Genomic DNA, 13,276 nt, shown 5'->3' on the forward strand with positions numbered 1-13,276 from the left:
CTTTCTATATGGTTGAATATGGTGAATATGGTGAATATACCGAATATGCCTTCTCCCTATGTCCTGGGGAGATACCGCAGCAGCTCTGTCAGGCTGCTTACCGTGACTTCGGCCCCGGAGCGGGGGGCGCCGGGCCGGGAGAGGTGGGCGGTGTGCCAGCCGGCGGCCAGGCCCCCGGCTATGTCGGCCTGGGGGTTGTCGCCGACCATCCAGATGAGGGAGGGGAAGTTGGCCACCCGCTCTGCGATACGGAAGATTTTTTCCTCCGGCTTGCTGGCGCCGACCACCCCGGAAACCACAATCCCGGAGAAAAACTGCCGCAGGCCCAGCCGGCCAAACAGGCTTTCCCATTCGGGGAAATTATTGGTGAGGATGTAGTTTTTCCAGCCCTGATAGGCGCAGACGGCCAGGGTAGCGGCGGCATCCGGGCGCACATGGTACAGCGTTTTGTCCTGCACGATTTCCCGCACCCGGCGGGCGGCGGTGCCGGCAGCCGGTCCGGGGACCCCGCAACCTATAAGGGCGGCCGAAAACCGGCTATACAGCGCCTGCCAGAACCGCTCCCCGGTAAGGCTGCTGTCGCCGTCCGGGTGCCAGGGGAAACCGGTACGAAGGAAGGGCCGCAAGGCCTCCTCGGTGACGCCGTACCGCTCTGCCAAAGGCCCCAGGGCCCGGACCAGACAGAACCGCCAGGTGGGCTCGCCGGTGGTCAGGGTGCCGTCGAAGTCCCAGAAAATAGCCCGGCGCATGGGCTTAGTGGTGGAACAGCCGGATGCCGGTAAAGGCCATGGCGATGCCGTATTTATCGCAGGCCTCGATCACGTTGTCGTCCCGGATGGAGCCGCCGGGCTGGGCGATGAACGCCACGCCGGACTTGTGGGCCCGCTCGATATTGTCCCCAAAGGGGAAGAAGGCGTCGGAGCCCAGGGCCACGCCGGACATACCGTCCAGCCAGGCCCGGCGCTGCTCGCGGGTAAAGGGCTGCGGCTTTACGGTGAAGAAGTTCTCCCACTGGCCGTCGGCCAGTACGTCCATGTAGTCATCGGAGATATACACATCGATGGTGTTGTCCCGGTCCGGCCGGCGGATGTCCGGCTTAAAGGGCAGCCCCAGCACCTGGGGGGACTGGCGGAGGTACCAGTTATCGGCCTTATTGCCTGCCAGGCGGGTGCAGTGGACACGGCTTTGCTGGCCCGCGCCTACGCCGATGGCCTGGCCGTTTTTCACGTAGCACACGGAGTTGGACTGGGTGTACTTCAGGGTGATCAGGGAAACGACCAGGTCCCGTTTAGCCTCCGGGCTCAGGGTTTTGTTGGCGGTGGGCAGGTCGTTTAAAAGGGACTCGTCGATTTTCAGCTCGTTGCGGCCCTGCTCGAAGGTGATGCCGAACACGTCCTTGTGCTCGATGGGGGCGGGCACGTAGGTTTCGTCGACCTGCACCACGTTGTAGTTGCCTTTACGCTTGGTTTTGAGGATGGCCAGGGCCTCTTCGGTGTAGCCGGGGGCGATGATGCCGTCGGAAACCTCCCGAGCCAGCAGGGTGGCGGTTTCCTTGTCGCACACGTCGGAGAGGGCGGCCCAGTCGCCATAGGAGGACATACGGTCCGCGCCCCGGGCAGCGGCGTAGGCGCTGGCAATGGGGGAGAGCTCCAGGTCATCCACAAAATAGATTTTTTTGAGGGTGTCGGAAAGGGGCACGTACACCGCCGCGCCCGCCGGGCTTACGTGCTTAAAAGAGGCTGCCGCGGGCAGGCCGGTGGCGGCTTTTAACTCCCGCACCAGTTGCCAACTGTTGAAGGCATCCAAAAAATTGATATAGCCCGGCTTGCCGTTGAGCACCTGCACGGGTAGCTGGCCCTCCTTCATGAAGATGCGGGAGGGTTTTTGGTTGGGGTTGCAGCCATACTTCAGGGAAATCTCGCTAGCCATAAACGCACGACCTTTCATTAAATTAAAGGAAAGAAGAAAAGCGGGGAACAGGGAAGGGCGAGGGAAATCAGAAAAAAGAATAAAAGGCAAAAGGGCAAAAGAAGAGGAAAACAAAAAGAAGAGAAAAAAGGAAAAGAGAGTGAAAAAACAAAAAATGAAAAACGAAATAAAGACGAAATGAAAAATAGAAAAAATAATAGAAAAATATAAGAAAAAATAAAAATCCAAGCGAAAACGGGGATAAACCGGGCTAAAACGGGAGAAAACATTTGCCCGGCCCCTGTAAAAGTCTTTGAAGATCCTTAAGAAACTTTCTACAGAAAGTTTCTTAAGTGGGGTCCGGGGCAAAGCCCCGGCCGCCGGAGGCCCCACAGCGGCAGGACGACCGGGAAGGCCGAAAAGGCCGACTTACTGGTTCTTGTTGACGATGCGGGTATCGCTTTGGCCGGAGGCCAGGTCGATATAGCGCACGAAGAGGGACACTTTGTTGTCGGGGTTCAGGCTGTCCCAGAGGGCGGTGGTAAAGCTGCCGATATCGCCGGTGATGGCCACGGGCTTGGGCTCGCCTTGGAAGGAGGGCACGGGGTCGCCGTCGCACCGGTAGGTGTGGATGAAGTGCCCAAGGCCCGGCAGGGGCTGGTAGCTGAAGAACTGCCGCTGGGCCGCGGCGGGGTCGCCGGCGGTGGACTTTAGGATGGAGAGCCAGTAGGCTCCGCCGTTTTTCAAGTCTATAACGCCGGAAACGCGGGGGGTATACAGGGGCGGGTCGGGCTCGAAGGTGCGGGTAAGCAGGGCCTGCATAAAGGCCCCGGACAGGGGGCAATCCGGGTGGGCGGCGATGTATTCGGCGATGGTGTCGGTCTGGTCGCCGTTGGTGACGATCATCCCGCCGGGGAAGTGGCGTACCGGGTAGTAGATGACCAGGGAGGGGTCGGTGAGCAGGGCGGGGTCATGGGCCTGGGTGCGCATATTGTCCCCTTCGGCCACAAATACCCGGTTGCGGCTGTTGACGCTGCGCCCCATGATAAAATAGGCGGTAACGGCGGTTTTGCCGTCCTCGCCCAGGCCGATGACAATGCCCCGGCCGGGGTAGCTGTTCCCTTTCAAATCCTCAAAAATGCTGATGGCTTTCATGCTGGCAACTCCTTTCATGATAGGGGCCTTTGGATGGGGGCATCCAGGCGGAACCGCCCTATGGCGGCGTCTTTGGTTTTCATGGGTTATCCTCCTGCCGGTGGGGCGATGTGCACGAGGCCTTCCTCCACCCGAAGCCGACCCTGGCAGAACAGGGACACGGCCTCTGGCAGCAGTTGCCATTCGGCCTGCTCCATCACCCGCTGTTGCAGGGTTTCGGGGGTGTCGCCCGCCTGGACCTCTACCGCTTTTTGCAGGATGATGGGCCCGCCGTCGCATACCTCATTGGCAAAATGTACCGTGGCGCCGGTCAGCTTGCAGCCCCGGCGGAGGACGGCCTCATGGACGTGCAGGCCGTAAAAGCCCTTGCCCCCAAAGGCCGGCAGCAGGGCCGGGTGCACGTTCATCACCCGGTTGGGGAAGGCCCAGACAAAGCTGTCGCTGGTGATGGTGAGGAACCCGGAAAGCACCACCAGCCCGACCCCCCGCGCTTGCAGGGCGGCGATAAGGGCCTGGCTGTAGGTTTCTACGTCCGGGTAGTCCTTCCGGCTGAGGGTGAGGGCCTCGACGCCGGCTTTTTGGGCCCGTTCCAGGGCGTAGACGCCGGGCTTGCTGGAGATGACCGTGACGATCTCCCCGCCGCCCAGCCGGCCGGCCTGCTGGGCGTCAATAAGCTGCTGGAGGTTGGTACCCCCGCCGGAAACCAGCACGCCGATTTTTACCATAGGACCACGCCCTCCTCACCGGGGACGACCTCGCCCAGCACAAAAGCCTCTTCGCCCGCGGCTTGCAGGGCGAGGAGGGCGGCGCCGGCGGTTTCTTTGGAAACGGCCATGCACAGGCCCACGCCCATGTTAAAGGTGTTGAACATATCCCGCTCCGGGATATGGCCGGTTTTCTGGATGAGCTGGAAAACCGGCAGCACGGGGACGGCGGCTTTCTCGATTTTGGCGGTGAGGCCGGGGGTGAGCATACGGGGGATGTTCTCGTAAAACCCGCCGCCGGTGATGTGGCTGATGGCTTTTACATCCGCGGCCCCGATGGCTGCCAGCACGGCCTTGACATAGATGCGGGTGGGGGTGAGCAGGGCCTCGCCCAAAGTGCAGCCCAGTTCGTCATAGTGGCGGTTTACGATCTCCCGGTCGTTTTGGATCATTTTGGCCACGGACACGGCCAGGCCCATGGCCGCGCCTACCAGGGAGTCTTCCCCGGCGCCCTCCATTTTGCCGATGCCAAAGACCTTGCGCACCAGGGAGAACCCGTTGGAGTGCACGCCGGAGGACTTGACCCCCAACAGCACGTCGCCGGGGGCCAGGCGGCTGCCGTCAATGGCTTTTTCCCGGTCTACCACGCCTACGGTAAAGCCGGCCAGGTCGTAGTCGTCGGCGGGCATCATGCCTGGATGTTCGGCGGTTTCGCCGCCGATTAAGGCGCAGCCGGCCTGGACGCAGCCCTCGGCCACGCCGGCCACGATGGAGGCGATCTTCTCCGGGTAGTTTTTGCCGCAGGCAATGTAGTCCAGGAAGAACAGGGGCCTGGCCCCGCAGCAGATAACATCGTTGACGCACATGGCCACCGCGTCAATGCCGATGGTGTCATGCTTGTCCAGCAACATGGCGATCTTCAGCTTGGTGCCCACGCCGTCGGTGCCGGAAACCAGCAGGGGTTCTTTCATGCCGGAGAGGTCCGGGGCAAAGAGGCCCCCGAACCCGCCGATACCGGAAACCACGCCGGGGATCATGGTGCGGGCCACGTGCTTTTTCATCAACTCCACCGATTCATAGCCCGCGGTTACATCCACACCGGCGGCTTTGTAGCTGTCGCTGAAACTTTTTAGGGGCTGCCCCTCCTGGGGGGAGAGGCTGTTCTGGTCAGTATGCATAAAGGGAAACTCCTTCCTAACGGTCTAAAAAGTGTGAACGGGGGGCGGGGGGCTTTCAGATCGCCCAATTCCCCTGGCGGAAAATGGCGACCTCCCGGCCGTCCCGGGTATAGCCGGTGATGTCCAGCTCTTTGCAACCGATCATGAAGTCCACATGGATCAGGGAGTCATTGATGCCTGCCTTTTGCAGCTCCTCCCGGCTCATATCCGCAAAGCCCGCGATGGTTTCGTTGAACCCCCGGCCCATGGCGATGTGGCAGGCGGCGTTCTCGTCAAAGAGGGTGTTGTAGAATAAAATGCCCGCGTTGGAGATGGGGGAATCGTCCGGCACCAAGGCCAACTCGCCCAGCATGGCGGCGCCTTCGTCCATGGAGATCATCTTCTCCAGCAGTTCCTGGTGCTCTTCGGCGTGGACGGCCACGGCCCGGCCGTCTTTGAAATCCATGGAAAACCGGGGGATGACCGTGCCCTGGTAGGAGAGGGGCAGGGTGGAAACCACCGTACCCTCGCACTTGCCCCGCAGGGGGGAGGTGAATACCTCCTCGCTGGGCATATTGGGGTTATAGACCTTGCCGTTGGGCAGGGTGTCGCAGCCACCGTGCCACTTGCCGCCGGGGATGAGCCAGCACTTGAAGTCTGTGCCGCCTGGGGACTGGTAGTGCAGGTAGTCCAGATCCAGGGCGTTCAGCTTTTCACACTTGCCCCGCAGGGTTTCGTTGTGCCGGTCCCACTCGGCGGCGGGGTCGTTGTCCTCGGTTACACGCACGGCCTGCAAGATGGCCTGCCAAAGCTTTTCTACCGCGGCGCTGGTGCGCTCGCCGGGGAAAACCTTTTTGGCCCAGGCTTTGGAGGGCACGGCCACGACCGTCCACTGGTACTTGTTCTCCATCTCATCGCTGATGGGCTTGAGCACCCGGCTGCGGGCAATGATGCTTTTTTGCAGCTTGGCCGGGTTGATGCCCTTCATGCCGTCCGGGTCCGCGGAGGCGATGGAGATCATACAGGGCAGTTCCCGGACGTTGAGCCGGGCCTTTTCCGCCTCCCAGTCCTCCACCTTGCCAAGCCAGGCGGCGCTGGCGTGGCGGTAATGCAGCCGGGTAAGGGCCTGGTCGTTCCACTCGATGCGCACCCATTTGGCGCCGGCCCGGTAAGCCTCCTCGGCCACCATTTCGGCAAAGGTATGCTCGCTGACGCTGGCATGGATAACAGCCCCCTGCCCCTTGTGCAGGTTTACACCCTTTTGTACTGCCAGCCGGGCGTACTTCCTCATAATAGTCTTTTTCATGGTGATGTTCCATCCTTTCCGTAGGGCCAGCCTGGGTGGGCCCTTACCATTCCTTTGACTGTAAAGCTTTGTCCTTGTCGATGGCGGCCTGTTTCATCCCGTCTTTCAGTTGTTGCAGGCGTTCGGCCAGCGCGCTGTCTTCCACTGCAAGGATCTGCGCGGCCAGCAGGGCGGCGTTGTCCGCGCCGTCAATGGCCACGGTGGCCACGGGCACGCCGCTGGGCATCTGCACGGTGGAGAGCAAGGCATCCAGCCCGTCCAGGGTAGAGGATTTGACGGGGATGCCGATGACCGGCAGGGTGGTGTGGGCGGCCAGGGCGCCGGCCAGGTGGGCTGCCTTGCCCGCTGCCGCGATGATGGCCCCAAACCCGTTTTGCCGGGCGTTCTGGGAGAACTCGGCCGCGGCCTCCGGGGTGCGGTGGGCGGAGATGACGTGGGCCTCTACCGGGACGCCCAGGCTTTCCAGGCGCTTTTTGGCGGGGGCAACCACCGGCAGGTCGCTGTCGCTGCCCATGATCAGGGCGACTTTCCTGTTTGGCATAAATCAACATCCTTTTCTAATAATATTATATAGTTTTCCACAGGTATTCGTAGGGGAGAACAGGTGTTCCGGCAAATTGTAGTAATTTTGTAACTGTTATCCGGGCGTGAGTTGTGGTATTGTTATAGTCATAAACCGTTCACAGTCTATGACGAATATTGAAAAGAGCCTGCCGTTCTCACCGGAAAAGGCAGACTACCAGGCCCAGTTTGTGGTTTGGGCCAGCTTGAGATACACCTGTTTGGCGTTTAGCGCCTCTTTTAGCAGGCTGACGGCCTGGGCGCCAAATGCCTGGAAATCCTCAGGGCCGGTGCTGCCGTAAATGGCCACGTCGGCCATTACGATGGGGCCCTCTTGGCTGCCGGCAAACCACATATGGCACCCGCCGGTAAAGCGCAGCATGAGGCTTTCTTCCGTTTTGCCGGGGATGAGCCCGATGGCCTGCCCAAGCCCGCTTTTTAGGCGCTCTTCCTGCTGGGGGGAGATGGGGCAGCTTGCTTTTACATCAATAAAAGGCATGGTCCGATTCTTCCTTTCAGAAAACAAGAGTGGTGTTCCAGTGCCAGTATACTCTAAAAATGGAGAAATAGCAAGCGCCCGGGCGGAATTTTGTGGATTTTCCTGCTGGAGGAAACGGCAAAAATTTTGCGTAACGCCGGGGGATTTCAGGTATATTTTGGTGCCGGGGCAGCATAGTTTACAATTTTTTTAGAAAAATTTCTTATTTTGCTTGCATTTGTGTGTGCGGTATGGTATTATAGCCATGTGAGATGGCTATGTGACCAGGCAAAATCGTTATATAGCCGAATGCGGAGAGGTTTTCTCCCTGGCGGGGCCGGCCGAGCCGGGAACCGCCGTTATATTCACCAAAAGGTTAGGAGGGAGCGCCAAGTTTATTTTCGGGACCGTGGCACGTTTTTTGGGGGGTATACCCCCCGCAATAAAAATGGCTTTCCCTTTGCAGGGAAAGCCAATGGGAGTGATGAGCATTGACTAATCCGACAACTGCCCCCAGAAAGAAACCCAGTTTCTTCCAGCGGGCCCTTGAGCAATGGGACTTGCAGCTACTGGTCATCCCCGGTATCCTGCTGCTGTTCGTGTTCAGCTACATACCGATTTACGGCCTGGTGATGGCTTTCCAGGAATACCGCATCGGCGACTTCCCCGGCCAGAGCGAGTGGGTGGGCTTTAAGCAGTTTATTTCGCTGTTTACCGACAAGAACCTGCCCATTGTACTGCGCAACACCCTGGCCATCAGCGGCCTTAAGCTGACCATCGGCTTTGTGTGCCCCATTGTTTTTGCCGTGTTCCTGAACGAGATGCACCTGGATAAGACCAAAAAGGTCATTCAGACCATCAGCTACCTGCCCCACTTTATTTCCTGGACTGTGTGCGCTTTGCTGCTGTTCGACTTTTTGAAGGCTGACGGCGGCGCGGTGAACGAGATGCTGGTGGCGATAGGCATTTTGAAAGAGCCCATTGACTTCTTTGGCCGCGGCGACCTGTTCTGGGGCATTGCCCTGATTTCCGATATCTGGAAGGAACTGGGCTGGAACTCCATCATCTTTATTTCGGCGATGGCCGGCGTGGACGCGGAGATGTACGAGGCCGCGGACATTGACGGCGCCACCCGTGCCCAGAAAATGTGGCACATCACCATTAAGGCTATCCGGCCTACCATCGTTCTCCTCTTCATCATGAACGTAGGCGGCATTTTGAACCAGAACTTCGACCAGATCATGATGCTGACCAAGCAGATGGGTAACCCCCTGCTGAAGGAAACTGCCAACGTGATCGATACCTACATCTTCCAGGTAGGTATTTCCCAGAGCCGCGCCTCCTTTGGTACCGCGGCTGGCCTGGTGAAGTCTATCATCAACTTTGTGCTGCTGATTGCCGCGAACACCATTGCCGACAAGGCTGGCGAGAACGCGCTGTTCTAAACTAACAAGAGGAGAAAGGAGGCATATTGCCTTATGACAGGTGTAAAAGAAACCAGACATAAGATGAAATCGAAGAAGGTTTTCAGCGACTATGTGATCATCATTGCCATGATCATCATTATGGTGACAGTATTTGTTACCACGCTGTACCCCTTCCTGAATACGTTGGCGGTTTCGCTGAATAACGCGGATGACACCGTGCTGGGCGGCCTGACCATCTACCCCCGTGTGCCCACCATTGCCAACTATAGGAACGTGTTTACCAACCCCATGATCTGGAGGGCATACGGCATTACCTTTGCCCGTACCTTCCTGGGTGCTGCCAGCGGCCTGGTTGTTACCGGCGCTTTGGCTTTTGGCCTCTCCCGTAAGAACCTGGTGGGCAGGAAGTTCTACACGTTCTTCTGCCTGATCCCCATGTACTTTGGCGGCGGCCTGATCCCCACCTTCTTCCTGATCCGCACCCTGGGCCTGACGGACACTTTCTGGGTGTACATCATCCCCAACCTGGTCAATATCTGGAACATGATCCTCATGCGCTCCTATTTCCAGTCTGTGCCGGACGCTTTGGAGGAGGCGGCCCGTATTGACGGCGCCAACTACTTTACCATCTTCTTTAAGATTTACTGGCCGGTTTCCACGCCCATCATCGCGACCATTGCGCTGTATTTCGGCGTGTTCCACTGGAACGACTGGTTTATGCCCAATATCTACATTACGGAACAGAACCTGAAACCCATGACTTCGGTGCTGTTGGGCATCATCAGTGAGGCAAGCTTTGCCGAGCGTATGGCTGCCGCAGGCGCCAACACCGGCGCTATCAGCGCGGTGGCACAGGGCAAGGAAACCAACGTGCGCTCTATTACGATGGCCACCATGATCACCTCGATTTTGCCCATCGTCATTATCTACCCCTTCTTGCAGCGGTTCTTCCTGAAGGGCATTATGATCGGCTCTATCAAGTAATCTCCGCTTTTCCTAACTTTTGTCATTCCGGGCTGGCGTGGCAGGGCTTGCCTGCCGCAGCCGGCTTGAATGAAAATAAAATTTGTCTTAGGAGGACGAAAAACAATGAGCAAGAGAATTTTGGCTCTGCTGCTTGCCCTGGTACTTATCGTGGGCGTGTTTGCCGCTTGTGGCAACGACAGCGGCAACAGCTCCAGTGGCAGCTCCAGCACCACCAGCTCCACTGGCGGCGATGATGCCAGCACTCCCGAAGGGGGCGAAGAGAGCAGCGAGAGCACGCCTACCTCTACCGGTGCTGACCCCACCGACGAGTTCTATGACTTTACCTGCTATTGGTACTACGACTGGGCCGGCATTAAGGATTGGGGCGCTGACGCTGCCTCCAAGTATTGGGGCGAGAAGTTCAACGTGAACATCGAGTTCTCCAAGCCCGACGCTGACCCGGACTCCAAGCTGAACCTGATGCTGACCGGCGGCGGCCTGCCCGACTCCATGATTTTGGACCGTGGCCGCGTGCTGAACAGCGTGGTTCGCGCCAACGCCCTGGTTGAGATTGAGCAGTTTATGTACCCTGGCTGCTCCTTTGAGACGGACGTGGCGAAGATCGCTAAGGATTTGCAGCGCGTGGACGGCAAGCTGTATGGCGTGCCCAACTGGCCCCGCGGCGAGGGCGCTGTAGCTACCGGCGGTAACTACCAGTGGATCATCAACACCGCTACCTACGAAGAGGTAGGCTCTCCCAAGCTGGAGACCATGGATGACCTGCACGACTATGCCGTGAAGGTGAAAGAGGCTGGCCTGAGCTCCTACTCCGGTATGTCTGTTATCCCCTTCGGCTGCACCAACACCAACAACGGCTACTATGTGTACTGGCCCTTCTACCGTTCCATGGGCGCCCGCAACCTGGTTGAGAACTACTTCACCCAGGAGGACGGCAAGCTGCAGATCTGCGTGCGCGAGCCCATGTTCGTGGAGGCCCTGAAAACCGCTAACAAGTGGTACAACGAAGGCCTGTTCACCTCTGAAGTGTTTACCGATGACGGCGATATGTGGCTGGAGAAACTGACCAACGCCCGTCCCGCCCTGATCTGGTACGACTTCTCTCAGGATGACACCAACAACTTCCGCCGCATCGTGCGCGAGAAAACCGATGGCAAGACCTCTTACGAGGTTCTGGGCGACCCCAACAGCGAGTTGACCAAGGATATGCCCATTTGGCCCAAGGCTAGCGAAGATGTTGGCATCATCTACGGCGACGAGAACGGCACCGTGGGCTGGAACGTGAACGTTATCACCACCGCCGCTGCCCGTCCCCAGCGTATCTTTGACGTGTTTACCTACATGATCTCCGAGGAAGGCTCCCGCGAGCAGTTGTACGGCCCGGAGGGCGGCCTGTGGGAAGGCACCGACGAGAACGGTATCCCCAAGCTGACCAAGCCCTATAGCGACATCACCTCTGCTGAGATGGACGCTGCCGGCGCCTGGCTGTGGACCCAGCCCGCCTCCTCTGACTGGATTGACAGCATTAAGTTCGCGGTTAACGCCCAGCAGCCCGAAGACCAGCGCAACTGGGTTGTGTCCCTGCAGAGCGACCTGTGCTCTGAGAGCAAAGAGAACCCCCATACCGGCACCAAGTTCATCACCGACCAGAACACCGGCCTGACCAACCTGATCGATCCTCAGGATGACCTGGGCATTAAGCTGAAGGCTATCCAGGATGAGCTGCAGGTACGCCTGCCCCAGATCATCATGGCGAAGGACGAGGAGGAGTTGGAGAAGCTGGTTCAGGAGGCTGTTTCCACTTGCGAAGCCAACAACATCGATGACATCCTGGCTATCTGGCAGGAGCAGTACGACAAGAACATCGAGATGCAAGGCTTTGACGCTTACGATCCCGAATACATCAACAAGGTTTATGGCCTGAGCTAAACAGCTTTGTATATAAGCTAACTGAATAAAAGGGTCCGGGCCGGTAAGGCCCGGATCTTTTTGTTGCGCGTAGTGGGGAAAAGTTGCGGTTTAGGTGGATAATTTGCCAAAACCCCTTGCACGGGGGCCTATATAAGTAGTATAATAATGAGTTGAAATGACTATGTGAAGGGAAGGCGCAATCTCCATATGAAATTCCACTTTAAGCCCCGCGCCCGCCGGGGCAGCTATGAGATCAACATGACCGAAGGGCCCCTGCTGGGCAAGCTGGTACGGTTTTCCATCCCCCTGGCTTTGTCCGGGGTGATGCAGCTATTATTCAACGCGGCGGACATTGTGGTGGTGGGCCGGTTTGCAGGCAGCCACTCTTTGGCGGCGGTGGGCTCTACCAGCGCGCTGAATATGCTCATTGTCAACCTGTTCATCGGCCTGTCTATTGGGGTCAATGTGCTGGTAGCCCGGTACTACGGGGCGGGGCAGGGGCGTGACCTCCACGAAACGGTACATACGGCGGTGCTGACGGCGGCCGCTTGCGGGGTGGTACTGATCTTCCTGGGCATTGCCCTTTCCCGCCCGCTGCTACAGATGATGGAAACCCCTGCGGATGTTATCGACCATTCGGTGCTGTATATGCGCATCATCTTCGCGGGTATGCCGGCCTCTATGCTCTATAACTTTGGGTCGGCGATCCTCCGTGCGGTGGGTGACACCCAGCGGCCCCTGTATTTCCTGCTGACAGCGGGTGTGATCAATGTGCTGCTCAACCTGTTTTTTGTGATTGTGCTGCACATGGGCGTGGCGGGGGTTGCCCTGGCCACCATTATCTCCCAGTGTGTTTCCGCCGCGCTGGTGATCCTCTGCCTGCTGCGCAGCGAGGGGCCCTACCGGCTGAGCCTGAAGAACCTGCGGGTATACAAGGGGAAACTTAAGGAGATGACCCGCATTGGCATACCGGCGGGCATACAGGGGGCCATGTTCTCTATCTCTAACGTGCTCATCCAGTCCACGGTCAACTCCTTTGGGTCTGTGGCTATGGCCGGAAGTACCGCTGCGGGCAACATTGAGGGCTTTGTGTTTACCGCGATGGACGCCTTTAACCAGGCGGCCCAAAGCTTTGTGGGCCAGAACTACGGCGCCAAAAAGCTGGACCGGGTGAAGAAAATTATCTGGATTTGCATGGGCCTGGTGACGGGCGTGGGGCTGTTGCTGGGCATTGGCGCTTACCTGGCTGCCGATCCCCTGCTGGGCATCTACTCCACGGATCCGGCGGTCATTGCGTATGGCCGGGCCCGGATGCTGGCCATTTGCGTGCCCTATTTTACCTGCGGGGCGATGGGCATCTTTGTTGGCGGTATGCGGGGGCTGGGCTCATCGCTGACCCCTATGCTGAATACTGTATTTAGTGTCTGTGTGCTGCGGGTGGTGTGGGTGTATACCATATTTGCTATCTGGCCCACCTGGGAGGTGCTGTTTATCTCCTACCCGGTCACATGGGTCATCGCGTCCCTGATCGGCTGCGTCTGCTACCTGGTCATCAAAAAGCGCGCCTATGCCAAGTTACAGCCTACGAATTAACAGAGAAAAAAGCCTCCCGTTTTGACGGGGGGCTTTTTTGTTATGGGGGCTTATTCCCGGCCGCCGGGTGGGGCGGTAGGGTACAGCGATTT

General features: G+C 58.5%; 13 protein-coding genes. 5 read left to right on the top strand and 8 right to left on the bottom strand.

Annotated features, from left to right (window positions below):
- Nucleotides 1-56: 56 nt before the first annotated feature.
- The gene (locus U8U01_RS12425) at nt 57-749 is read right to left on the bottom strand and encodes an HAD family hydrolase (RefSeq protein WP_322174644.1); all 693 of its coding nucleotides are present in this window, start codon (nt 747-749) and stop codon (nt 57-59) included.
- A 4-nt stretch (nt 750-753) separates the two neighbouring features.
- On the bottom strand, nt 754-1,929 hold the full coding sequence (locus U8U01_RS12430) for a phosphoribosylaminoimidazolecarboxamide formyltransferase (protein ID WP_322174646.1): 1,176 nt from the start codon (nt 1,927-1,929) through the stop codon (nt 754-756).
- Between U8U01_RS12430 and U8U01_RS12435 the strand changes: the two genes are divergently transcribed.
- Nucleotides 1,865-2,110 (top strand): hypothetical protein, encoded by a 246-nt coding sequence (locus U8U01_RS12435; RefSeq protein WP_322174709.1) that lies wholly within the window; start codon nt 1,865-1,867, stop codon nt 2,108-2,110. The two genes, U8U01_RS12430 and U8U01_RS12435, sit on opposite strands and share 65 nt — an antisense overlap.
- Nucleotides 2,111-2,337: 227 nt before the next feature.
- Here the strand turns inward: U8U01_RS12435 and U8U01_RS12440 are convergent, their stop codons facing one another.
- From U8U01_RS12440 to U8U01_RS12465, 6 genes are all read right to left on the bottom strand, one after another.
- Entirely contained in the window at nt 2,338-3,063 is a 726-nt protein-coding gene (locus U8U01_RS12440) for an IMP cyclohydrolase (protein ID WP_322174647.1), read from the bottom strand.
- 86 nt (nt 3,064-3,149) lie between these two features.
- A complete protein-coding gene (gene purN / locus U8U01_RS12445) occupies nt 3,150-3,788 on the bottom strand; it encodes a phosphoribosylglycinamide formyltransferase (RefSeq protein WP_322174649.1) in 639 nt (212 codons plus the stop codon).
- Nucleotides 3,782-4,945 (bottom strand): phosphoribosylformylglycinamidine cyclo-ligase, encoded by a 1,164-nt coding sequence (purM, locus tag U8U01_RS12450; RefSeq protein WP_322174651.1) that lies wholly within the window; start codon nt 4,943-4,945, stop codon nt 3,782-3,784. The genes purN and purM overlap by 7 nt, the downstream gene beginning before the upstream one ends.
- 55 nt (nt 4,946-5,000) lie before the next feature.
- Nucleotides 5,001-6,230 (bottom strand): aminopeptidase, encoded by a 1,230-nt coding sequence (locus U8U01_RS12455; RefSeq protein ID WP_322174652.1) that lies wholly within the window; start codon nt 6,228-6,230, stop codon nt 5,001-5,003.
- A 43-nt stretch (nt 6,231-6,273) separates the two neighbouring features.
- Complete coding sequence (gene purE, locus U8U01_RS12460) at nt 6,274-6,771, bottom strand: 5-(carboxyamino)imidazole ribonucleotide mutase (RefSeq protein WP_322174654.1); 498 nt, start codon at nt 6,769-6,771, stop codon at nt 6,274-6,276.
- Nucleotides 6,772-6,966: 195 nt separating this feature from the next.
- Nucleotides 6,967-7,290, bottom strand: a complete 324-nt coding sequence (locus tag U8U01_RS12465) for a tautomerase family protein (protein WP_322174656.1) — start codon at nt 7,288-7,290, stop codon at nt 6,967-6,969.
- A 470-nt stretch (nt 7,291-7,760) separates the two neighbouring features.
- On the opposite strand from U8U01_RS12465, the gene U8U01_RS12470 reads away from it, so the two are divergent.
- The 4 genes from U8U01_RS12470 to U8U01_RS12485 all read left to right on the top strand — a co-directional run bounded on the left by U8U01_RS12470 (nt 7,761) and on the right by U8U01_RS12485 (nt 13,184).
- Complete coding sequence (locus tag U8U01_RS12470) at nt 7,761-8,714, top strand: ABC transporter permease (protein ID WP_322174658.1); 954 nt, start codon at nt 7,761-7,763, stop codon at nt 8,712-8,714.
- A 33-nt stretch (nt 8,715-8,747) separates the two neighbouring features.
- Entirely contained in the window at nt 8,748-9,680 is a 933-nt protein-coding gene (locus U8U01_RS12475; protein ID WP_322174660.1) for a carbohydrate ABC transporter permease, read from the top strand.
- A gap of 105 nt (nt 9,681-9,785) precedes the next feature.
- The gene (locus U8U01_RS12480; RefSeq protein ID WP_322174662.1) at nt 9,786-11,609 is read left to right on the top strand and encodes a type 2 periplasmic-binding domain-containing protein; all 1,824 of its coding nucleotides are present in this window, start codon (nt 9,786-9,788) and stop codon (nt 11,607-11,609) included.
- Nucleotides 11,610-11,798: 189 nt separating this feature from the next.
- Entirely contained in the window at nt 11,799-13,184 is a 1,386-nt protein-coding gene (locus tag U8U01_RS12485; RefSeq protein ID WP_322174664.1) for an MATE family efflux transporter, read from the top strand.
- Nucleotides 13,185-13,276: the final 92 nt, after the last annotated feature.

The organism is Acutalibacter caecimuris, assembly GCF_034335085.1.
GTDB classification, from domain to species: Bacteria; Bacillota; Clostridia; order Oscillospirales; family Acutalibacteraceae; genus Acutalibacter; species Acutalibacter caecimuris.

Coding starts and splice junctions, on each gene's coding strand:
- U8U01_RS12425 (WP_322174644.1), bottom strand. CDS start 749: ATGCGCCGGGCTATTTTCTGGGACTTCGACGGCACCCTGACCACCGGC.
- U8U01_RS12435 (WP_322174709.1), top strand. CDS start 1,865: ATGAAGATGCGGGAGGGTTTTTGGTTGGGGTTGCAGCCATACTTCAGG.
- U8U01_RS12430 (WP_322174646.1), bottom strand. CDS start 1,929: ATGGCTAGCGAGATTTCCCTGAAGTATGGCTGCAACCCCAACCAAAAA.
- U8U01_RS12440 (WP_322174647.1), bottom strand. CDS start 3,063: ATGAAAGCCATCAGCATTTTTGAGGATTTGAAAGGGAACAGCTACCCC.
- purN (WP_322174649.1), bottom strand. CDS start 3,788: ATGGTAAAAATCGGCGTGCTGGTTTCCGGCGGGGGTACCAACCTCCAG.
- purM (WP_322174651.1), bottom strand. CDS start 4,945: ATGCATACTGACCAGAACAGCCTCTCCCCCCAGGAGGGGCAGCCCCTA.
- U8U01_RS12455 (WP_322174652.1), bottom strand. CDS start 6,230: ATGAAAAAGACTATTATGAGGAAGTACGCCCGGCTGGCAGTACAAAAG.
- purE (WP_322174654.1), bottom strand. CDS start 6,771: ATGCCAAACAGGAAAGTCGCCCTGATCATGGGCAGCGACAGCGACCTG.
- U8U01_RS12465 (WP_322174656.1), bottom strand. CDS start 7,290: ATGCCTTTTATTGATGTAAAAGCAAGCTGCCCCATCTCCCCCCAGCAG.
- U8U01_RS12475 (WP_322174660.1), top strand. CDS start 8,748: ATGACAGGTGTAAAAGAAACCAGACATAAGATGAAATCGAAGAAGGTT.
- U8U01_RS12480 (WP_322174662.1), top strand. CDS start 9,786: ATGAGCAAGAGAATTTTGGCTCTGCTGCTTGCCCTGGTACTTATCGTG.
- U8U01_RS12485 (WP_322174664.1), top strand. CDS start 11,799: ATGAAATTCCACTTTAAGCCCCGCGCCCGCCGGGGCAGCTATGAGATC.